General features: G+C 35.1%; 19 protein-coding genes. 6 read left to right on the plus strand and 13 right to left on the minus strand.

Annotated features, from left to right (window positions below; translation table 11 throughout):
• Positions 1 to 4 precede the first annotated feature (4 nt).
• Entirely contained in the window at positions 5 to 721 is a 717-nt protein-coding gene (gene bfmR, locus B9T31_RS10270) for a response regulator transcription factor BfmR (protein ID WP_086181867.1), read from the minus strand.
• A gap of 556 nt (positions 722 to 1,277) precedes the next feature.
• Between bfmR and B9T31_RS10275 the strand changes: the two genes are divergently transcribed.
• The 3 genes from B9T31_RS10275 (at position 1,278) to B9T31_RS10280 (ending at position 5,773) form a co-directional block, all read left to right on the plus strand.
• Positions 1,278 to 4,109 (plus strand): ribonucleoside-diphosphate reductase subunit alpha, encoded by a 2,832-nt coding sequence (locus B9T31_RS10275; RefSeq protein WP_086181868.1) that lies wholly within the window; start codon positions 1,278 to 1,280, stop codon positions 4,107 to 4,109.
• A 101-nt stretch (positions 4,110 to 4,210) separates the two neighbouring features.
• The gene (locus B9T31_RS17780) at positions 4,211 to 4,375 is read left to right on the plus strand and encodes a hypothetical protein (protein WP_171264733.1); all 165 of its coding nucleotides are present in this window, start codon (positions 4,211 to 4,213) and stop codon (positions 4,373 to 4,375) included.
• 114 nt (positions 4,376 to 4,489) lie between these two features.
• Positions 4,490 to 5,773 (plus strand): ribonucleotide-diphosphate reductase subunit beta, encoded by a 1,284-nt coding sequence (locus B9T31_RS10280; protein ID WP_086181869.1) that lies wholly within the window; start codon positions 4,490 to 4,492, stop codon positions 5,771 to 5,773.
• Between the two features lie 508 nt (positions 5,774 to 6,281).
• Here B9T31_RS10280 and B9T31_RS10285 read toward each other — a convergent pair.
• The 4 genes from B9T31_RS10285 to qatB all read right to left on the minus strand — a co-directional run bounded on the left by B9T31_RS10285 (position 6,282) and on the right by qatB (position 12,976).
• Positions 6,282 to 10,076 carry a hypothetical protein gene (locus B9T31_RS10285; RefSeq protein ID WP_086181870.1) on the minus strand — a complete coding sequence of 1,265 codons (3,795 nt, stop codon included), beginning with the start codon at positions 10,074 to 10,076 and terminating at the stop codon, positions 6,282 to 6,284.
• Positions 10,077 to 10,341: 265 nt separating this feature from the next.
• Positions 10,342 to 11,070, minus strand: a complete 729-nt coding sequence (gene qatD, locus B9T31_RS10290; RefSeq protein ID WP_086181871.1) for a Qat anti-phage system TatD family nuclease QatD — start codon at positions 11,068 to 11,070, stop codon at positions 10,342 to 10,344.
• Positions 11,067 to 12,353 (minus strand): Qat anti-phage system QueC-like protein QatC, encoded by a 1,287-nt coding sequence (qatC, locus tag B9T31_RS10295; protein WP_086181872.1) that lies wholly within the window; start codon positions 12,351 to 12,353, stop codon positions 11,067 to 11,069. Before qatC ends, qatD begins: the two co-directional genes overlap by 4 nt.
• Complete coding sequence (qatB, locus tag B9T31_RS10300; protein WP_213033233.1) at positions 12,350 to 12,976, minus strand: Qat anti-phage system associated protein QatB; 627 nt, start codon at positions 12,974 to 12,976, stop codon at positions 12,350 to 12,352. Before qatB ends, qatC begins: the two co-directional genes overlap by 4 nt.
• Here qatB and B9T31_RS17925 point away from each other — a divergent pair.
• Positions 12,975 to 13,130 carry a hypothetical protein gene (locus B9T31_RS17925; RefSeq protein WP_213033234.1) on the plus strand — a complete coding sequence of 52 codons (156 nt, stop codon included), beginning with the start codon at positions 12,975 to 12,977 and terminating at the stop codon, positions 13,128 to 13,130. The two genes, qatB and B9T31_RS17925, sit on opposite strands and share 2 nt — an antisense overlap.
• Here the strand turns inward: B9T31_RS17925 and B9T31_RS10305 are convergent.
• Positions 13,107 to 14,954 (minus strand): KAP family P-loop NTPase fold protein, encoded by a 1,848-nt coding sequence (locus B9T31_RS10305; protein ID WP_086181873.1) that lies wholly within the window; start codon positions 14,952 to 14,954, stop codon positions 13,107 to 13,109. The genes B9T31_RS17925 and B9T31_RS10305 overlap by 24 nt on opposite strands.
• Before the next feature lie 509 nt (positions 14,955 to 15,463).
• On the opposite strand from B9T31_RS10305, the gene B9T31_RS10310 reads away from it, so the two are divergent.
• A complete protein-coding gene (locus B9T31_RS10310; protein ID WP_086181874.1) occupies positions 15,464 to 15,625 on the plus strand; it encodes an amidohydrolase family protein in 162 nt (53 codons plus the stop codon).
• A 77-nt stretch (positions 15,626 to 15,702) separates the two neighbouring features.
• Here B9T31_RS10310 and sugE read toward each other — a convergent pair whose 3' ends face one another.
• From sugE to rpe, 5 genes are all read right to left on the minus strand, one after another.
• Entirely contained in the window at positions 15,703 to 16,017 is a 315-nt protein-coding gene (gene sugE / locus B9T31_RS10315) for a quaternary ammonium compound efflux SMR transporter SugE (protein ID WP_086181875.1), read from the minus strand.
• 226 nt (positions 16,018 to 16,243) lie between these two features.
• A complete protein-coding gene (locus B9T31_RS10320) occupies positions 16,244 to 17,065 on the minus strand; it encodes a copper resistance protein B (protein ID WP_171264734.1) in 822 nt (273 codons plus the stop codon).
• Positions 17,052 to 18,842: a copper resistance system multicopper oxidase gene (locus B9T31_RS10325; protein WP_086181877.1), complete on the minus strand. Its 1,791-nt coding sequence runs from the start codon at positions 18,840 to 18,842 to the stop codon at positions 17,052 to 17,054. The genes B9T31_RS10320 and B9T31_RS10325 overlap by 14 nt, the downstream gene beginning before the upstream one ends.
• A 42-nt stretch (positions 18,843 to 18,884) precedes the next feature.
• Complete coding sequence (locus B9T31_RS10330) at positions 18,885 to 19,313, minus strand: hypothetical protein (protein WP_139840917.1); 429 nt, start codon at positions 19,311 to 19,313, stop codon at positions 18,885 to 18,887.
• Positions 19,314 to 19,683: 370 nt separating this feature from the next.
• Positions 19,684 to 20,370 carry a ribulose-phosphate 3-epimerase gene (gene rpe / locus B9T31_RS10335; protein WP_086181879.1) on the minus strand — a complete coding sequence of 229 codons (687 nt, stop codon included), beginning with the start codon at positions 20,368 to 20,370 and terminating at the stop codon, positions 19,684 to 19,686.
• 171 nt (positions 20,371 to 20,541) lie between these two features.
• Between rpe and B9T31_RS10340 the strand changes: the two genes are divergently transcribed.
• Positions 20,542 to 20,826 carry a DUF2218 domain-containing protein gene (locus B9T31_RS10340; RefSeq protein WP_086181880.1) on the plus strand — a complete coding sequence of 95 codons (285 nt, stop codon included), beginning with the start codon at positions 20,542 to 20,544 and terminating at the stop codon, positions 20,824 to 20,826.
• A 10-nt stretch (positions 20,827 to 20,836) separates the two neighbouring features.
• Here B9T31_RS10340 and B9T31_RS10345 read toward each other — a convergent pair whose 3' ends face one another.
• Positions 20,837 to 21,874, minus strand: a complete 1,038-nt coding sequence (locus tag B9T31_RS10345; protein WP_086181881.1) for a M48 family metallopeptidase — start codon at positions 21,872 to 21,874, stop codon at positions 20,837 to 20,839.
• 16 nt (positions 21,875 to 21,890) lie between these two features.
• A complete protein-coding gene (locus B9T31_RS10350) occupies positions 21,891 to 22,973 on the minus strand; it encodes a YjgN family protein (RefSeq protein ID WP_086181882.1) in 1,083 nt (360 codons plus the stop codon).
• Positions 22,974 to 23,086: the final 113 nt, after the last annotated feature.

A 23,086-nucleotide genomic window follows, 5' to 3' on the forward strand; every position in this document is an offset into this window, starting at 1 on the left:
CAAACTAGATACCATTGGTTTCTTTAACAAATAAATAACCTTTACTACGTACCGTTTTAATACGTTTCGGATTTTCTGGATCATCGCCAATTTTTGGACGAATTCGTGAAATACGAACATCAATAGAGCGATCTTGCCCGTCGTATTCAATTCCTCTTAGACGCTCAAAAATATCTTCTCGTGACAAAATACGACCCGCATTCGAGGCTAAAAGCCATAATAAATCATATTCAGCACTGGTAAAATCAACTAAATCTCCATTTAATGTGACTGATCGACCACCGTTATCAATCACTAAATCATCAAATTCAATACGTTGAGATACTTCATCATCTGGTGCTTTGTCTGTACGGCGTAATAATGCTCGAATACGGGCAAGTAATACACGAGGTTGAACGGGTTTCGCAACGTAATCATCTGCTCCCATTTCTAATCCTAGTACTTGATCCATATCTTCAGTACGTGCTGTTAACATCAAAATAGGTTGATGATAATGTGGTCTAACTTCTCTACAAATCGTTAAACCATCAGCACCTGGAAGCATCACATCTAACACGACTAAGTCAGGTTGCTCTGCAATAATACGGCGAATTGCACGATTTCCGTCTGGCTCAACCCCCACTTCAAGCCCATTACGGATTAAATATTCTTGAGTTAAACGTGCTAAACGCTCATCATCCTCAACAATTAAAATTTTAGGTAACTTTTCTTCTTGGCTCATTCAAACGCCCCTTTATATTCATCTTTATGTATTCTTTAAAAATCCAAAAGATACACCCAAATAATAATTCCAATATACACAGGTTTACATTGTAAACAAGATTCTATTATCTAAAGTTATACACCATCGTAGTATTTTGTAATATTTTGGCGAAACCTTGATGATTTAGATGGAGCTTATCTTATTTTCTCTAAATATATCGTTACAATTTTATAAAACATATGAAAAGCTTAGCACTTGGTTAGAAACTGTTAGATCAAATGCATTGTTTTAAGTTATCCACATATTTATCTATAAGCACTTAATTCTGAGTTTGCTATGCTATATCCTTACCGCATAAGGTCTCTACAAAATTTATCGAAAGTTGTTTTTTTTTGAAAGAAAAATAATAAAATGTCAATATTGATATACACGAAATTTTCCCGTATCTTGTGCCTAATTCCTAATTAAACCACTAAGTCTTGTGTTTTGGTCTTCTAATTCTGTGGTTCTTTTTTCACCCAGTTTTATAGTCGATTAACATAATAATAGACGACAAAATGGAGCTATTCTGACAATGAGCCTAATCACATCCACACCTGGTAAAATTCAGGTGATCAAACGTACTGGGGACGTTGCTATTTTCGATGCAGAAAAAATTTCTGTGGCTATCGGAAAAGCATTTTTGGCTGTTGAGGGTCAACAAAGTGCAGACTCTAGCCGCATTCATGATCGTATTTCTCAACTTACCGAGATGGTATTGAATACATTTCATCGTCGTCTACCTTCAGGTGGAACGATCCATATTGAAGAGATTCAAGATCAAGTTGAACTTGCACTTATGCGCACAGGCGAACAAAAAGTTGCTCGTGCTTATGTTATTTACCGTGAGCAACGTTCTGAAGCGCGTAAACAAACTGGTGCAAATCATCATCCAACATTACAAATTACAGACATTAATGGTCAACTCAAACCACTTGATCTAAGTCAATTAGAAGCAACCATTACTAAAGCTGCTGAAGACTTAGAAGGTATTGATGTTAAAGCGATTATCGATGAAACCGTTAAAAACTTATATAACGGTGTAAAAGAATCTGATATTTCGACCACCATGACGATGGCAACACGTACACGTATTGAACAAGAACCAAATTATACTTATGTGACTGCACGTTTACTTTGTAATGACCTTGTTACAACAGGTTTAGAGTTTTTAGGTTTAGCGAAAGATACGCATGAAGGCGATGCCTTAGAAACCTTCTTAAAAAGAGGAATTGAATTAGAACTCATTTCTCCTGAATTATTGAATTTTGATCTTGCTAAATTAGCAGCTGCAATTCAACCAGAGCGTTCTAATCAATTTACATACTTAGGTCTACAAACATTATTCGATCGTTACTTTATCCACTCGGATGGTATCCGTTTTGAATTACCGCAGCTTTTCTTCATGCGTGTTTCTATGGGTCTTTCGCTCAATGAAGAAAACCGCGAAGAACGTGCAATTGAATTTTATAATTTATTATCTAGTTTCGATTACATGGCATCTACGCCAACTTTATTTAATGCAGGCACATTACGTCCACAGTTATCAAGCTGTTATTTAACGACCATTGCCGATGATCTATATAATATTTATGGTTCTATGCGTGACAATGCCCTACTTTCTAAATGGGCTGGTGGTTTAGGTAATGACTGGACGCCTGTTCGTGCATTGAACTCTTATATCAAAGGCACAAATGGCAAATCTCAAGGGGTTGTTCCTTTTCTTAAAGTTGCCAATGATACAGCCGTTGCAGTTAACCAAGGTGGTAAACGTAAAGGTGCAGTTTGTGCTTACTTAGAAACTTGGCACTTAGATGTTGAAGAGTTCCTTGAGCTTCGTAAAAACACAGGTGATGACCGTCGTCGTACACATGATATGAATACAGCAAACTGGGTTCCAGATTTGTTTATGCAACGTGTATTTGAAGATGCTGAATGGACCTTATTTACACCATCTGAAACACCAGATCTTCATGACTTAATAGGTTTAGAATTCGCTGAGCGTTATGCATATTATGAAGGTGTGGCGAAAGAACAAAACATGTTACATAAGAAAGTTCGTGCTAAAGATTTATGGCGCAAAATGCTTTCTATGTTATTCGAAACAGGTCATCCTTGGATTACCTTCAAAGATGTTTGTAATTTACGTTCACCACAGCAACACGTTGGTGTGGTTCACTCCTCTAACCTATGTACAGAAATTACCTTAAATACCAATCAAGATGAGATTGCCGTATGTAACTTGGGTTCAATTAACCTTGTGCAACATGTTAAAGGTGGTGTACTTAATCGTGAGAAACTTGCACGTACTGTTAAAACAGCTGTTCGTATGCTCGACAACGTCATTGATATTAACTATTACGCTGTTCCGCAAGCACGTCACTCAAACTTAAAGCATCGTCCAGTTGGGATGGGCATCATGGGCTTCCAAGATGCACTTTATGAAATGGGCATGGCTTATGGTTCAGATGCAGCTGTTGAATTTGCAGATGAATCAATGGAAGTGATTAGCTATTATGCGATTCAAACGTCAAGTGATTTAGCAATTGAACGTGGTGCTTATGAAACATTTAAAGGCTCACTGTGGGATCAGGGTATTTTACCGATTGACTCTTTAGATTTAGTTGCGAAAACACGTCCAGAACGTATGTATGAAGTGGATCGTACTCAACGTTTAGACTGGGATACTTTACGTGCTAAAGTTCAAAAAGATGGTATGCGTAACTCAAATGTCATGGCAATTGCACCGACTGCAACCATTTCAAATATTTGTGGTGTATCTCAATCTATTGAGCCAACCTTCCAAAACTTGTATGTGAAATCAAACCTGTCTGGTGAGTTTACTGTAATTAACCCATACCTTGTACGTGCATTAAAAGAACGTGGTCTTTGGGATGCAGTAATGGTCAATGATCTAAAACACTTTGAAGGTTCTGTACAAAAAATTGCGCGTATTCCTGAAGAATTAAAAGCAATTTTCGCAACAGCCTTTGAAGTTGAACCACGTTGGATTGTTGATGCTGCATCACGTCGTCAAAAATGGATTGATCAAGCACAATCACTGAACTTATACATTGCTGGTGCAAATGGTAAGAAGCTTGATATTACCTATAAAATGGCTTGGTTACGTGGTCTTAAAACAACGTATTACCTTCGTGCATTAGGTGCAACATCTGCTGAGAAATCAACGATTAACACAGGCACTTTAAATGCAGTGAAAGCAACGACAGTCGCTGCACCTATAGCAACGGCAATTGTACCTGAAGTGAAAGTAGCAGCACCTATTGAAGAAGAAGGTTTTTCACAAGCAGCACCTGTACCAGAAGCATGTTCTATTGATAATCCAGACTGTGAAGCTTGCCAATAATTGGTGAGCCTCTCAAAATTATTCCCATCTGAAGATGTTATTCTTCAACGTTTTTGAAAAAATGGAAATAATTTAAAAATCGATAACAAAGGATAATCACCATGATGCATATGACACATAACTACATGTTAGGACTAGCAGCCTTGGTCATTTCCTTTGTTGTATTATTCTACGTACCAATTGCTTATTTTTGGATTAAAGTAAATAAACAACAGCGTAATCAAAATAAGTCTTGTGGATCAAAAAATTCTATTGAACAAAAATAGAACTTTCATCGGTAAAACTTAATTTTGCTTACACAATTTAAGCGTATAGTAAGACATCTAAGCGAAGCTAGATGTCGATATAAAAGATATAAAGCAACGTAGAGAGAATTTATTATGTCTATCCTAAGTTGGGACGATTTCGAAGATGATTCGCAAAAACCAGCTGCACCATCACAGCAGTCTGCGCCCGTCGAGCCGCAAAAAGCGACTCACACGCAAGTGGTATCTGATACAAACCAGTCACAGAAGAATGTGGCAACTGCACAACCCACTCCAACCAGTGGAAATCGAGCAACAGATTCAACCGATTCATTGGCAAGAGCATCTGCTTCCCTAAGCCAATTAGATGTTGCACCTGGTCTTGAAGAATTAGAAATGGGTGCACAGCGTGTACAAGTTGATGATAAAGCAATGATCAACTGCCGTGCTGACTTAAATCAATTGGTACCATTTAAATATGAATGGGCTTGGCAGAAATATCTAGACGGTTGTGCAAACCATTGGATGCCTCAAGAAATTAACATGACCCATGACATTGCGTTATGGAGATCTGAAAGTGGCTTGACTGAAGATGAACGTACCATTGTCATGCGTTCTTTAGGGTTTTTCTCCACTGCCGATTCTTTGGTTGCGAATAACTTAGTATTAGCAATTTATCGTCATATTACCAATCCTGAATGCCGTCAATATATTCTTCGTCAATCGTTTGAAGAAGCTATTCATACGCATGCCTATCAATATTGTATTGAATCTTTAGGTATGGATGAAGGCGAAGTCTTCAATATGTATCGTGAAGTTCCATCTGTTGCACGTAAAGCAGCATGGGGCTTAAAATATACGCAATCTTTAAGTGATCCGACCTTTAAAACAGGCACACCAGAAACTGATCAAATTTTACTTCGTAACTTGATCGCTTTCTATTGTGTACTTGAAGGTATTTTCTTCTACTGTGGATTTACTCAAATCTTATCGATGGGTCGTCGTAATAAAATGAATGGTGTTGCAGAGCAATTCCAATACATTTTACGTGATGAATCTATGCATTTGAACTTTGGTATCGATATGATTAACCAAATCAAAATTGAGAACCCTCATCTTTGGACTGCTGAATTCCAAGAAGAAATTATTCAAATGATTCTTGAAGGGACAATGCTTGAGATTGAATATGCACGTGACACAATGCCACGTGGCGTATTGGGTATGAATGCAGGCATGATGGAAGAATATTTGAAATTCATCTGCAACCGTCGTTTAAGTCAATTAGGTTTACCAGAACAATTTGCTGGTGCAACCAATCCATTCCAGTGGATGTCAGAAATGATGGATTTACGTAAAGAGAAGAATTTCTTCGAAACACGTGTAACCGATTACCAAACAGGTGGTGCGTTAAGCTGGTAAGCAATACGCGTCACCGTAAGACGACATATAAGTTTTCCTTAGCGACAAATGAAATTTCCTTGAAATAAAAAATAGAGCCATTAGGCTCTATTTTTTATTACTTGATTGGAGGCGATAACTTTCGGAATTTCGATATCTTAAAGCCTTCAGGTAATGGTCGCTGAATGACAGATAATGCAAGATTTCTGACACATATTTCGAGATTGTTACGTTAATGTGAAATCATTCATTAATGTTATCAACAGAAATAAAAAAGAGCCTCATGTGATCTTTCTAGTTGAAAGTGTATAAATTGAAGAGAAAAAACAAAATAAGTAATCTTATCAATGAATTACTTATTTTTTATTTATGTATATAAATAAGCTATATTGGAAATATTTATTAATCTCATAAAGAAATTAAAGAATTTCTATCTCATTTTTGGACAATTTCGTATTACGAATAGAAATAAAACAAATCCAGTTTGCATGAGAAAATGTATGGAAAAATTCAACCGCATTGAACAAGTTTATAGTTCAATACTTTTTTCACAGTAAAAGTTAATGATGACATGATAAATCGAAACAGTAATGTTACCACGTTGAAGTTCTTCTTTCCCCATCCAAAAGGTGTCTGAATCTTCACCATTTACAGTCTCAAGAACATAACCATTTACTTTGGAAAAACCTTTGTGCTGACGTTGTTTTATGTGGTTCTTATACTTATCTAAGAGAGTGACAAAATCTTTATCGAATGCATATACGACAACAAATATCGTATTAAAGCCCTCTTGATCATACCCCGCCAACTTATCCATATGGTCATTGATCTCGGTAGTACCCCATTTAAGAAGGCGAAACGCTTCAAATAACGCAATACGTCTACTTTGATTGTTATCTACTATAACGCCATCCACCTCACCATAGCTTTTACCTGAAGATGAACTACCTATTTGACTTTGATCCGAAATATGAAGTGGAGAGCTTTTTTCTCTCATGTTAAAAAGACTACAAAACCATTGATTAATTCGATCTTCGTTTGCTGGCTTACTAGAATATCCAGATGAGGATTCCTCATCTTTAACAGGTATGTAAATATTTTTACTGCGACTAAGCAATTCTTTAGAGACTGAAGAAACTGTTTCAACTAAATACTCTTCAACAGTGCTGTTATTTGTTATCTTCACATATGTTTCGACATCACTACCGTTAATCAGTTTAAAGCTATTTGCTAGTTGCTTAGGACTTCTTTGATTCCTTTCTGCAAAACGATCGATATATTGCGTAGCAGATGACTCCTTCGCTAAAGCATTCATTATAGAGTCGTTGATTTTGGCTAATTCATCTGACAGAGCTTCGTATTGACCTAGGAATTTAATATAAGCTGAAAATGCTATATCTGCTTCTTTTACGAATTTATGCTTGAGCAGTAATTCACAGTAAGGTGCAAGTAACTGAGGAAGAAATTTCTGAGCTGAGCTCAATAGTTTCCATGTTTCCCTCATTGAACTGATGTCATTAATCGTTAAGTAAGCATACATTACTCCTGATATCCACGGTAATGGATAACTCGGGATATCAGACCATTGTGCTTTTGCCGACTGTTTTACTTCTGACAAAGCCTTTCGAATCAAAGTAATATTTGAAGCTTCATGATGGTTAGCAAGATACGTATGTAATAGCATTAGAATATGTTCTGGGTTATTAGTATCTTCGACCAATCTTTCCAAAATACGAATGCTCTTATTGGTATCTTTATCGATTAAATAGTATGCTAGATAGTAGCGTCTAAAATGTTCACATTCGTTGTAATGATTTTTCTCGTTATAGGTAAATGGAATAGGGATATCGTTAATATGAGATTGAAAATCAGGGTCGTATTCATCTTGATTAACAGCCAATAATGTAACGTCTAATTTATATTGATAACACTTTATCAATTGGCGTTTTTCAGCAAAGAGGTGATGGTGCTGATTTTTGAACCTACCTTCATTCAGCTCATGACTAGCTTGAGTGAGAACGGTCAGAGCTAGGTCAAATTCAGAAGCACTGTATGCTGATACGAATGTTTTTTCTAAGACATCTAAAGAGCTTTTATCAATATTGTCTACTGCGAGTTTTGTGATTGCTAATTTGATAAGCTCTTTTCTTGCAGGATGAATACAAGCCTCCATCAATTGGAAAAGCTGTGAGTTTGTTAGGATCTCGTCATTTGAATCAAGAAAGCTTTCGAAGTCTGAATCATCGATTTTGTTTATGTAGACACAAAAATCAGGCCATAGATCGTAAGCATTTACTCCAATAGTGTGAAATAATCCAACTCTTTCATTAGTACCAAAGCCTAAATTGTCAACGATAGATATATTTCTTTTATGCAGTTTATTTAAATGTTGGCAAGAGTCATGATTTGCAACCGACATCAGTATTTGAAAGTAACAACTTATAGCTCTTTTCGCTTCATACGGAGAATCATTTGCGCATAGCAGAGCAGATGACCAATCAGTTTTATGTCTTTTAGAAATTGACAATATCCGTTGTACATTATCTTCAATAACTAATTTGTACCAAGGGAACTGTTTAATAAGGATTGAAGCATCTAGGTTTGATTTTTTCCCTTCAAGATTTAATATCAGATCTTGCTCTAGCTCATTAGTAATAAGGTTAATTAATTCACTTATATACACCTGAGCGGTATCAAGAGAATTCCTATCGATGAAATCATATAGCCACCATAACAAAAAATATTTGTTATTACTGAGATTAAAAATCGCTGGATTCGGATAAGCGTGTTCGCTTAAATCCACTTTTTTAATACTATCAATCATTGATAGTATTTGATTAGGCTGTTGATGCTTTAAAAAGTTGTCAAATAATGTGTAGTAATGTGAATCTTTAAAGTCATTTTTAAACAACTGTAAGTTATCAGTTAATACAAAAACAATATCAATAAAGTCTTCACTACAATGAAAGTTGTTAGAATTTTTTTCTGAATATTTTCGGGAAATAAAAATCTCTAATTCTTCTAAAATGCTGCGATTTTCAATCTGATTCGCAATGTCATTATAGAAATAGGAAAACCAAAATATTGCGAAGTTACATGTATCTATTCTAGATAGGAGAAGGCAGAAATATTTAGGTAATAATCGAAATCGAAACAAATCACTAAAGAGTAATTGTTTAAGTAAAGGGTGTTCCAAAGAAAATTCAATCAGTTCTATAAGTTTATGAGGATAAAATAGCGAATGGTTATCAATACAAATGCTTTCCTCTAAAAAATCCGAAACTAACCAACTATAAAAGTATCCAACCCTGTGGTGATAAGTTCTGCTTTCTAAATGCTCCTGTATCTGAGAAAATTCATTTTTACTAACCTGACGTGATAAATGAGAATTAAAGGAAGGCAGAGAGCTTTCTGTAATCACATTTTTTCTAGGCTGGTTTACACATTTGTCAGTATTATTCGTTGTTCCGCTCGTTGGTAAAAGGTCAATTGACATGGTTATCACTGGAGTATAGTTGCGAACAATGTCTGAAAAAAAATTACTATTTGATATTGAACGTGTTAAATCTCTAGGTACAGGTAGCTCTAGTAAATGTTTTGTCAGCTCGACTGTATAAGCTTTGTACTCTTCTTCTGATGTCACATAATTAAGAATAGGGAGAGCACAACTACACGTTAATCGCATGATACGTAGCCATTTTCCAAAGGCTTCATTAGCGTTAGCGGAGTTGGAAAGTAACATCTGCCATAAAAAGGTACTAACTAACTGGTTAAGGTTATGCTCTCTTCCGTTAAATACATAAAAATTATCTTCTTTTTTAACATAGTTGAATAAAATGGATGTGCTAGGGAATTCTCTATCCCATATATCTTCCGACACACAGAGGTTAGTTTTTTTATATCCTTCCTGACCGTGCTGGATATGTTGTAAAGTTCTAAGAGTTTCTATTATGGGAACTAGAGAGTCATCAACTTGCCGCTCAAGGTCGTGTTCTAAGTTACAAGTAAGCAAAAGGAAATCAGCCTCAAATGTTATAAGGCAGCATTTTTCTAAATATTCAATTTCAATGCCTTTGTTAATCTGTACAAGTTCGCCATTACGTTCCCATAACTTAGTACCATCAAGAAGCCCAGTTACACAGTTTCTATCTAGAGGTTCTGTCGTAAGTGAAGAGTACATTAAAAATGTTGCTAAATCCTCAGCTTCTTTTTGTTGTTCTAAACTGTAGAATTTCTGCGAATCAGATGGGGCTCGTGTGGATAGCTCCAAAAGAGATTTAATCTTCGACCAATCCCTTGAATGCTCGACATGATTTGCAGCCATAGTACAATCTCTAAATTTAAACGAATAGATAGAAACTTATATTATTTAATTCAACTATATAGGTATATGATACATCGAAAATTCAATAAGATTCCTATCAATTATTTAGAAATTAATGCAAAGGGATAAGGCATTTTACCTATGACTCTTCATGCCAAACCAAGATATTAATCAACTATTAGGAAAAGTAGGTCAAAAATGGTTATATGTGTTTAGAATTTTGGTGGCTATTCAACCATGATTTCCTCAACATCCTTAAATTTTTCTAACTTAATAATAAGTTAGAAAAATTATTATGAATCAATCTTTCTATTTCGCTATATGGGATTTTTAAAATTTCACTTAATTGTTTGAGTGCGATTGCAACATCCCACGGCATTGCAGATACTTTATTAACTTGAGCAAATGGTCCATCCGTTTCTGTTATTAACCTATCAATAGGTATTTCCTTGACGAGCTCTATAGCACGTTTACTTTTTAACATTGCAGGTCCCACACTAAACCAACAGCCCAGACTTATTGCTCTTCTCAACTCAGTCTTATTGCCTGTAAACCAATGTAAAATTGGCACTCCAGCTTTTGGATACTTTTCAATAAAGTTTAGAACTTCGCTAGTTGCATGACGACTATGAATACTAAGTATTTTTCCACCAGCGTTTGTACATGCTCTTAAAATATGTTCAAAAACCATCGTTTGTATATTCCAATGATCTTTAAATTCCTTTCCACCATCCAAACCAATTTCACCAATATATCTAGTTTTAGAAATCAATCGATCAAATAAAGGGAGTTCTGAATATCGCTCATGTGCAATTTGAGGATGTAGTCCTAATGCAGTCTTTATACGAGGAAAATTGATACTAAGTGCATTCGTTCCCTCCCATGCACTTGGTGTTGTAGTTACAGATAGAACATACATATTCATGTTTACGATATTCTGTATAACATGAACCACATCAGGATAGAGGTCTAAATGTGCATGAAAATCAATCATACTAAACCTAAATCTCCAATAAATTTTTGCATTTCTAACAAACCTCTTTCTACAGTATCTTGATGTTTTTGCTTATCTTGATCAGGTATTAAATTAGAGCTCAAAGATGCACCAATCCACTTTGAAGTGCCTAACTCTTGCCTATTTAAAATTGCTATACGCATAGAAAACACATCATCAAATCGTGCATAATTTTCATTATCTTGACTTAAATCATCAAACTTGTATTCAGTTTGATCATAATCTTTGCCTTTCCAGTGAAAAAATGATGCTCTTCGTACCAAGCAAGGTACACAACGGCCACAATGAGTATTTTTATAGACCCCGTAACGTCCACAGCTAGTTGTAGTATGAGCTAAATTTTCAAGAATAGATTGATCCAAACATTGTTCTAACATTTCTCCTTTCGTAACGAATTTATAAGGATTGCATATCAATATATTTAATCCGCAATTATCTAAGATTTGTTGAAATAAATTTAGTACTACAGGATGTGTCGTTCTCGTACTTAAACTTCCCACACGAGCAAGTGTAATAGGAGGATTAATTGATATATAACCATTCTCACAAACATAGAGTGTTACTGTTTCATTTTGTCTATGCATATCTAATGATGATGCAATCAATACGCCATATGTTAAAAAGATCATAGATCTTGATCTCTGGGAGGCGGGTGTTTCTGGAAATGGTACTTTAACATTATGATTTGTCATAAATTGGGCTAAATTACCTAATTTCTTAGCAAAATCTTGTTGGTTTTTACCATCACCTCTTACAGTTTGGGTTACTACATATGGTTTATAATTTTGTTCAACTAAGTCTATAACACCAATGAAGCTATCAAGCCCACCAGATAATAAGGAAACGCAATCTTCTAATTGATAAAAGGCATCTTTATGTAATTTGGGATATTCTCCACCACCAACAAAATTTAACTCCCATCTATCTGTTGTAAGAAAACTTAAAAGGGCTTCTAATAATTTTTTTTGTTCATTCCAAAAAATACTATCTATTACTGAAATTGTTAACTCAAAATGTCTTGTCCAACCATCAGGGCTTTTTTTTCGATGTCCGGCTTGATCTGCAGCAATCACAGATAATGCAATAGATACAAGATCCCATGCTTTTTCATGCGGAATAAGCTTACTATCATAAACTTCTCGTAAAATTTTTGCCCCAATACACCCCTTAGACTTATCTTGTGTATATTCAAATAGTATTACATCTAAGTCGCTATTAATTTCAGAAAAATTAAAATCTTCTAATGCGCATGTAATTTTCATTCGGCATACCCCTCAAAAACTTCAAATGTTTCACGTATTGAATTATCCACAATATTTTTTATCTGATCTGAAGCTAATGGAGTTCTTTCATTAATATTTTTTCTAAACGATTCAGCCACAGTTTGCCTTACGTAGTCTCTTATTTCTTTTAATCGGCTTAGTCCCAAAGTTGCATTCGGAGCTTTACTTAGGATAGTTTTACTTAAGTCTAAATTTATCCTTCTAAATACATCATCACTAACAAATCTTTCTAATGCGAATAAGCGCTGTGAGTCATCTAAATTTTTAAGATCAGCTTCAGGAAATTTTTCTAATAATTCACATAATGCATTTTTAACAGACTCTCTACTAGCCTCTGTATCTTGAGTACCATCAACAGGTGCAACAACCTCAACTATAGCATCCATAACCTCTTCAGCGGACTTTCCAGTTAGAAGAATTGGATCAAGAGCTCCGCCACTTTGTGTAAAAGGATTTTGTTCCGAACCTAAAGCATTAAATAATGTTGTCGCTTTCTGTGTTGTTCCTGACAGACGGCTTGTAGCCGTTCTACTACCTCCATATCCTTTTTTTATGTATTGGCCAATACCCTTACGCATACTGGAAGCTTGACCACCTCCCATGAAGTTACCAAGATTTCTTCTAGCAGGTCCAAATCTTCCAGGTTCTGCTATTGGTGAGTTAGGTGCAGCCCATGACGGTACCATTGGAACATTAGATGGAGATCCGTTACTTGATTGTGATGTTCCCATTTTACGATCTCCTATTATTTCTTGAGCTAATTGCATTTTTCACAGGTCGAGAAATATATTCACCATCTTTCCATTGCTCAAAGACAGACTTAGACCAGTTTTGATCAGAGATTTTTGGAACTATGCTTGCTTTAACTTGTATTGGTGGTCGATCTTTGAAGAAATTAGCTAATCTTTGCCCTAAAACCTCATCTACTTTAGCAAGGACTAAGGCCGACTCCAAAATATCGGGAGCCCCCCATTCGGTTTCTTGCTGTGCTTTGATTAATACTTTATCCATTAAGATATTAAGTTCATGCCTACCAATTAATCTCAAACTATCTAATAAAGAGCCAGCCATGGATGATTGATTTAATAATGCCTCTAGCAATCCAATAGCTTCAGTTGATAATCGATCTTCTTTAGTAATAAATGGTGCATGTTCGCGGCTTACATATAAAACACCTCGCAAATCTTCATCCGCAAGCATAGGTTGTAATTTTAACCAATCTTTTACAAATGAATCATCCCAATGATCACTAACATTAATATCTCTACCAGCTAAAGCTTCACTCTCCCATTGTTTTAAAATAGTAGGTTTCCCACTATCATGGTTCATTACAGAAGCTAAAAGCTCTGTATAAGCTTTTGGATGTGCACAACGCTCAAACAATAATATTTTGACTAACGCCCCCTCATCTAAAGTTATCCCTTGACTTCTTGCCATTGCTAATCTAATTGATAATGCATTCATAAATCTTTTTATTAAACGAGGATTTCCGGCAATACCAGTAGCCTGCGTCATAAGTACTGCTAATCTATCTGCTAATTCTAATTTCAACTCTAATTCTGAATTAATTGTTGCATTTTGATTTTTTACAAAATTAATATCGACCCGATTACCTTGCCAAGCCTTTCCTAATTGTTCACAAATTTTTTGTTGGAGGTGATCTTTATGTGAATCAGGCAAAGTACTATTATCAATAAACATCATCATCATATAAGCACGAACTTCATGAGTTCCAAGAGGCGGTACTCTTATAGGCACTTGTATAAGCTTGTCAAAATAATTAATAACTAATTCATCTTCTATTCCTGAAAAATGCTTTTTGACCGCATGTTTAATCATTTGATCATCAGCAGCAATAACAAAAGCTGTATGCGGTAAAAATAGTAATAAACGTATAGCTTCTAAAGTAGAGATTGTTGTTTCTGGCAGACAACGATCTAGGTCATCGATTAAAACAACTAAAGTTACACCCATTTCATCTAATAGATTTTCAAAAGTATCTCTTAAAGCCTGAATTTGTTTAGGGGGCGTTTTATCCCTTGCCTCTTTAATATACTTTTTACCCTCTTGCTCAATCTGATCAGCATCGATAGATGCTGGTTCAGAATCACTCTCCGAATCAGTAAAAAGTTCTAAAGTTTTACCCACTACTCCATTCAGAGGAATACCAGTAAAGACTGATGCTGCCGTTGCTGCAGTCATAGCCATTAACCGAAACCATTTAATCCTTTCAAAGAGCTCGCCAATTTTCTCTGAGAATCCTTGCCTCTTGGCAGCTTCTTCAGCAATTTTAGCTACAACGACATCAATTAAAGCCGCTCTAGCATCATCATAACCTTGATATAACCATGCATTAAATTCAACAAATATATATTTAGAATTACCTGAGGCAGCATTTGTTTGTTTTAAAATTAATTCATTTTGAATTAATTTTATCATAGATGATTTTCCAATCCCCCATGCTCCAGATACTCCAATCGATATAGGTCTTGATTGAGATTGTTCGATAATTTCAGCAACAGTTTTCGCAACCACTCCAAAATTTAAATAATCTCTTGTTGTTTCGTTATCACTCCACATTTTTAATCTCTAAGTTATAAATAACATTATCAAATATTTAAAAAGCTTATTTTTTCATCATATAGATTTTCTTTTTACTATCAATAGTTTCTAACGCTGAGTGACTAAAGTTCGATATAAAAAGCTTAATACAGTATGTAACACTGCATACATTAAAAAATAAAGTTTTCATTTAAAATTAATAATTTACATTAACTTAATTGTAATAAAATACTACCCATCCATCTTTCATGGTTTTAACACTAGAGATCAAAAAACAATCATACTAATTATTATTTGAAGAGAAACCTATTAAGGAACTCTAAAATTTTAAATAAATGAAGTATTTCTTCATAAGATAAGTAGTTGAAGAGTACTCTATAAATCAGCCAAACGCTCGAATGCTTTTTTATGGCGGATTAAAAGCAACTTAGTTTCATACTCAACAATTTTCTCCCCTTCTTTTCCAGTCAAATCAAGCTCTTTAGTAGGCTTAATTTAAAGCATTTCAGCTACTGAAAGAAAAAGGCATGTTTTCGCAATTAATTTGGGGAAGTGATTGGCCACATACACAACATGAACATGATATTTCATATGAAAAAACACTTCATAGTTTTCAACAAATCGTCACAGACCCTGAAGAACAATTAATGATTTTAGGAAAAAATGCACGTAAGCTTTTCCAATTCTAATTTTAAATATATTGATCAAATCATAAGAAGTCATTTCTTATGATTTGATGCTTATTCAAATCATTTTTCACATGACACTATGAAGCTATTTTCATTAACACAAGACCTGAAATAATCAGCACTGCAGCAAGCATTCTCAACGCACTGGCAGGTTCACCTAAGATTAATATTCCAATCACAAAAGAACCTATTGCACCAATACCTGTCCAAACAACATAAGCTGTCCCTAAAGGTAAGGACTTCATTGCATATGCCAACAAGCCAAAGCTGAGCAACATAAAAATAATGGTAATAACACTTGGGGTTAATTTGGTAAAACCATCTGAAAGCTTCATTGTATAAGCCCAAACAATTTCAAAAAGACCTGCAAATAATAATACAACCCACGCCATGAGATCGCTCCTGTTCAATAAGAATCAGGCCGTCCTGACGAAATTTTCATTTTACCTGAGGAAGGCAAAAAGGATGGTCGTCCATCTTTATTCGATATTTAGTCTAGCACAAGTGGGAAAATCATTGCTATATGATGATTCTTTTTTCCAATAAATATGCTATTTATTAACATCTAAATAGCATATTTATATTAAAAATCACATAAAAACTAATTTAAAGTCGTGCCTAAAACAAAAACTGAACACCAGCACCATAAATCCAACCATGGGATGATGACTCACTTTCTTGCCAAGCTGTTTGCTTATCACCATGTTCATATTTATAGCCCACTTCAATAAAAGGCATCACTTGCTTCGTAATCTCATAGCGGGTTTTTGCCCCCACACTCATTTCGTGTAAACCTGATTTTTTAGCATATTTGGAATCATCATTAAAAATAATTTCTGTATGCAAATAAGGTTGAAAAATGAGCTTTTGAGTCAGCAAAAAATCACGATCTGTTTCAATACTCATTAAATATTGCTTATCTTTACCCGCATATAGATAAATATCTGTATCAAAGAAATAAGGTGCCAAACCATTTAAACCAACTGAAAAATAAGTTTGGTTCTTATCTACTTCACGCTCTGGATAATAGCGATGACGTATTCCAGTTTGTAAATCCCAAAATTCTTTAAATGCACGGCTATACATTAATTTTGTATCAAACTCTGTCTTTTCTGATTCCTTCTTATCTGTATTTAATTGTAAAAATAACTTATTTTCATCAGTTCCTAGCCAAACTTCTAACTGATTTTGAAATTTCCCGTCCCCATCATCCTTAACCCATTTCGTTTCAACTTCAGTTGATAAATGGATTTGTCCTCCATGCTCAGATGCGTGATCGTCATGAACTGATGGAGGATCGTAAGGGACCGAATTTTTAAATGCATTGTCATTACTATGCGTACGATGATTATTTTCATTCGCTTGCGTGTATGTTGCTACACCGCTTAAAAGTAATGATGCAGATAAAAAACGAACACTCATGATATTAGTGATGTTCATGTTGACCTCCTTGAGTTCTTTCTTGAGGTTGAAGTGGTGGTGTTGCTGTTGTTTTCTCAACATTAGCAACAACCAGTTTATTCATCATGCCAGCGCTCATGTGATATAACAGATGACAATGAATTGCCCACTCTCCAAGTTCATCTGCTGTTAATAAGGCTGTCACTGTTTTCCCTGGGGGAACAATAATCGTATGTTTATTTGGCATATCCGCTATATTTTGACCATTTTCTAATTGCATAAACATGCCATGAAGATGCATTGGGTGAGCCATCATACTGTCATTAATAAACGTTAAACGAATACGTTCGCCATACTGAACTTGCAATGTGTCAGCTTCATTAAATTTTTTACCATTTATAGTCCAAATATAACGCTCCATAGAACCCCCTAAACGAATGACCATTTCACGCTCAGGGGTTCGAACATCTTTTTGTTGATAAAGTGATTTTAAATCTGAATATTGCAATGCTTTTAAGCCTACGGGTGTTGAAGCATTTGCCCACCCATCCACTTGTGCTGTTTGGAGTGTATTAGACATGACATCTTTATTCGCCTCATGGGTAGGCATATCCATTTGCTTATGCTTCATTTGACCATGACCCATTTGTTCATGTGTCATTTGACTACGATCCATTTGCTCTTGGCTATGATCCATTTGATCGTGCGTCATTTGACTATGATCCATATCAGACATATTGCCATGCCCCATATCATCCATCGTTAATAATGCACGTGGTCTTGCTTGAGGCACTGAAAAATGCTGAGTCGCTTTTTGCTCATTTTGCAATGTTGCTAATGCAAATCCACTACGATCAATTGATTCTGCTTGAATTTGATAGGCATCCAATTGTGGCTCAACAATCACATCATAGGTTTCTGCTGTACCAATTCTAAATTCATCTACAGAAACAGGTTTTACAGGTTGTCCATCAGCACTCACAACCGTCATTTTTAAATTTGGAATTCTGATATCAAAAAAAGACATTGCAGATGCATTAATGAAGCGTAAACGAACTTTTTCTCCATGTTTAAAGCTTCCCATCCAATTCTGTTCGGGTGTTTTTCCATTTACCAAAAATGTATAGCCTGTTACATCAGATAAATCAGTTCTTAACATTCGCATTTGGTTCCACATGGAACGTTCTTTCCATGTATTTTTGAACCCATTTTGTTTAATCTGTTTAAGTACATCAAAAACTGTTTCTCGTTGATTTTGATAGTATTCAGCAGATTTTTTCAAATTTGAGAAGATTTGGGCACTTCCAGATTCATGAAAATCTGACAACATAACAATGTAGTCTCGATCTGTAATTTCATGTTCGACCAGTGGTTTCTTATTCTTCGGATAGATAATTAATGAGCCATATAAACCATCTTGTTCTTGTCCTTTTGAGTGTGCATGGTACCAATATGTTCCGTTTTGTCTCACTTTGAATCGATAAACAAACTCTTCATTGGGCTTAATTCCTTTAAATTGATTAAACCCTGGCACACCATCCATAAGCCCTGGCAAGAGCAATCCATGCCAATGAATTGAAGTATCTTGATTTTTTAAATGATTCTGCACATGAATAACAGCTTCATCACCTTCTTCAAATTCTAATATTGGTGCAGGAAACTGACCATTTACAGTAATTTTCTTAACTGGCTTTCCTGTTACATTGACAATTTTTTCATCAATATTGAGATGATATTCTCGTACTGCTGACCAAGAAAACATGGAAACACATAAAGTAATCATCAACAATACAAGTTGATTTTTTTGAATAGACATGACTTATCCTTTTGAATTTAATATAAAAATAAAAACGAAGGATTAAGCTTGTGGAGGGCGAAGTAAATCTTGTAAATAGCCTTTAGAAGAATTCATCAAATAATAAAAATTTAAAATGGCATCAAATGGGCTAGCGGTCAGTTGAACTAATGCTGAAGTTGCATGAATATCGAGCGAGGTAAATGTGCTTTGACAATGAACAGTCGAACAGCTGTCACAACTGGTATGTATTGAGCCATGCTCTAATGTCATTTTACAGTGTTCAATTTGAGTATCATGACACATACTTTGCACATGAGATTTCACATTTTGAGGGTGTTGCTGAGTATGTTGCATACTCATATGCGTCATTTCATGTTGACCTAAATTGCTATGTATACTTTTTACAGATGCAAATGCAATACTACTCCACCCCACTATAAATAGCATGAGGAAAACAAACCAAGTCTGTTTATGAAGAATAGTCCGCACTTTTCACCTTGTGTTGCTGCGCAAATCAAGTCGCGCCAAGAATAACGTAATTATAAATAATGCACAATTTTTTTAATTTAATTTAACATCTTTTAAACAGATTATTAAATCCAACTAAAACAATAAAGCTATTTATTAAGCAGACGAAATTTACATCAACGATTAGTGCTTGCTCAATAAAATAAAGCCTTTTATCAGAATAAAAAAGAATCACATGGACTCTTTTTATACATATTAAGTCTAAATATTAAACCATTGATATACCAATGTTTACAAACTAAACAAGATATCCATACTGTTATCAACATAGATATCCATAACATTACCCACAAAGTTATCCACAGGTCATTGGTTTTTTAGAGCTAAATACTTAAACTGAAATATGGCCTACTTTTGCCAATTCATCGCGCATGTTGTTAATTACAGTTTTATAATCTGATTGTCCAAAAATTGCTGAACCTGCAACAAACATGTCTGCTCCTGCTTCAGCAATTTCACGAATATTTGCAGCAGATACACCACCATCGACCTCTAAACGAATATCTCGTCCAGATGCATCAATAATTTTCCGAGCTTCACGCAACTTTTCTAATGTCATGGGAATAAATTTTTGCCCACCAAAACCAGGGTTTACACTCATCAATAAAATTTGGTCTACTTTATCTAAAACATAATCTAAATAATGCAACGGCGTTGCTGGATTAAAAACCAAACCTGCTTTTGCACCACCCGACTTAATTAATTGCAATGAACGATCAATATGGTCTGAAGCTTCTGGATGAAATGTAATAATATCTGCGCCAGCTTCCAAGAAATCACCAATAAGTCGATCTACAGGTGAAACCATTAAATGAACATCAATTGGAGCTTTAATTCCATAGTTTTTTAAAGCCTTACACACTCCCGCACCAAAAGTAAGATTGGGTACATAATGGTTATCCATGACATCAAAATGTACAACATCTGCACCAGCTTCTAGTACATTGTCAACTTCCTCACCTAGACGCGCGAAATCTGCAGATAAAATAGAAGGAGCAATCAAAAATGGCTTGGACATATAGAACCTGGCTATGCTTTACAATTGAGAGTACGTTATTATAGCAGACTCACTGTTCTGCTCGTTATTAGATTATTCAACGAACATCACAATCTATTTCAAAGGCTAGTATAATTCTTTTTTTTTCTGTTAAATTAATGAGCTATATTAGGCTTTTAGGATTACAAATAGATGAATAGCTCAGCGCAAATTGCCACACAACAGGCTTCTCGTATTGCAAAAAGGTTGCTTAATCATTGGAAGCATAAGTTTGAAGTTAAAGAGAATGATCAATTCTTACAAATTTTTTTCCCAGAGGCACTGATTACCCTCACGCCTGCCACAGAATATCTACAGGTCAATATTGAAGTGCAATCTGAAGATTTGAATTTAGAACGTGTACAACAAGTCGTTCTTGATCACCTTATCCGTATGGGACAAGAAGAACTGACAGCATCATGGCAAACGACATCATAAAAAGGAGGTTCTACTCCTTTTTTGACGCTATTTTTTCAAATTTCTTGACAGCTTCTATGCGTTCTTTGGTCGCAGGATGACTCTGAAATAACTGAACAACTTTATTATTTTCATCCGTCTTTTCCTCTGCCTCATCCGATAATCGTTCAAGAAAATTTGCAAAATGTAGCGTTGAAATTTTATGCTTAGACATATTTTGCATGGCAAATAAATCAGCTTCAGATTCAAAATCTCTTGAATATTTTGCGCCTATTGCAGTGGCTGGTAGCGACGTTAATAAATCTGAACTATCTCCTGTAATTGCCATCCAAATGATACTAAAGCCTAAACCAGATAATGTTTGTTGCAAACTATGGCGTAAAACTAAATGACCTTGTTCATGTGCCAAAACTCCTATAATTTCACGGTCATCTTTCGCCAAAGCAACCAACTCATCGGTTAAAATAATCGTATTATTCGGAATCGCTAGCGCATTAGCACCTAAACCGCCCCCCTGTCGAAACACAACTTTTGCTGGCTGTTCGTTGCTAAATAAAGACTGATATTCTTGAACAATCTCTTTCTGCCTAGCTTTAGAAAGTTGGCTTTCATCAGTTAATTGATAAATATAACGCTCGGTCTCATCTCCCAACTGTTTTAATGTTGTTTCAGGCAAATGAAACGCAAAATAGTGTGCTGCCGATGGAATTCCCCATTTTACAGTCATAAAAATTAACGATAAGACAAAGATGATTCCAAATAAAATTAGACTGGGTGTTCGCTCAAGTTTCCATAACAAATGATGGGTCTGTTTTTGATTTAAATTAAACCATTCTGGTAATTGACCTTGAAATTCTAAACGAGCATCATCTTTTAATTCTATGACTGGATTCAATTTTCCTACAGCACCAATAAGTAGCATTTCCGAGTAAAGATAAATTCGTCTTTGTACGAAGGGTGCGTCACCATAACAGACAGATATTGACGTATCATCAAGCGCTTGTATGATCGCTTGATAAGGTTTAGAAATTTTCCCATCATAAAATATAACTTGAAGTTTATGATTCATCTTTTAATCCTTCACTTTAAAGTGAAATATCAAAATCAAATACATCTGCAATCTCTTCAGCAACCCCAATCGGATTATTTTGCAAGCGATTGAACATCGTATCCGGATCATTATTTAACTGTAATGACAACGACTCAACTTGATACTTATACAGCCGAATTTCAGCCCATGGCGTCATTAGCCCAATGCTCATGATTTTAACAATCCAATTACTAAAAATAATCCATGTATAGCGCCATTCACGACATGATGTTTGAAAGCAGCTTTCACTCAATGTTATATTTTTCCATGTTGCAATAAATATGCGAGCAAACATCCATGGCCAAATAATAAATAGACTTGTAACGTAAAAAACAAATGCAATAATCATCACATTTTCTATTCCTAGGCGTGGAATAAAGTCACTCATTAAAAATGAGATCAGACCTAAACAACTCAGTAAACCCAAAAATGCTAAAAAAGGTACATAAACTGCGCCCATATAAACAGGCCAATCTGCACGAAGATTAAATTTAAGCTGACCAATATATAAATGATTAAAATAGTAACGTTTAAATAGCCAAATCAGTACAGGAAAAAACAAACCTAAAGTACAAATGGTAATTAAAAGTCCTTTAAAAAACTCAAGATATGCACGCTTAGTCGTCCCTGAAAAATAAAAACGGCTATTTCCAAATTTACTATTTCTTCCTCTAAATCTCAACGTTGCGCAGACCAACCAAGGAATGACCGCATAAATAAATAAACCACCCAATACGGCTATTGTTACTGAATATTTAGATAAAATCGCGATACCAATGTAAATTCCAATGGCAATTAATCGACCAATGAGTATTCGACTTGGAATTCCCGTAAAGTCAAATCGTCGCTCAATCAGTTCAGTATTACCATAAAAATAACGCAATCTACGAACTTTTGCCCAAGGTGCATAAAAACCAATGGTAATAATCGTCAATAAAATATTGACAATCCAAATACCAAAATATTCTGAAGCCGTCCCATGAAATTGAAATTTCTGCACCGGGTCTATTTGCATATTTTCATTTTGTGACGGTAATGGTGTGAAGCCAAATGGGCTTTCTAAATTTATATTTTGCATTATTCACCTAATATTATTTTTCTAGATTTTAAAAGCAGCACTATAAAGAATGACGTTTATAGTGCTTGAAAGTATAATATGACTCAATAAGAACATAAGCCCTTGCCTAGATT

Source organism: Acinetobacter sp. ANC 4558, from assembly GCF_002135375.1.
Taxonomy (GTDB): Bacteria; Pseudomonadota; Gammaproteobacteria; order Pseudomonadales; family Moraxellaceae; genus Acinetobacter.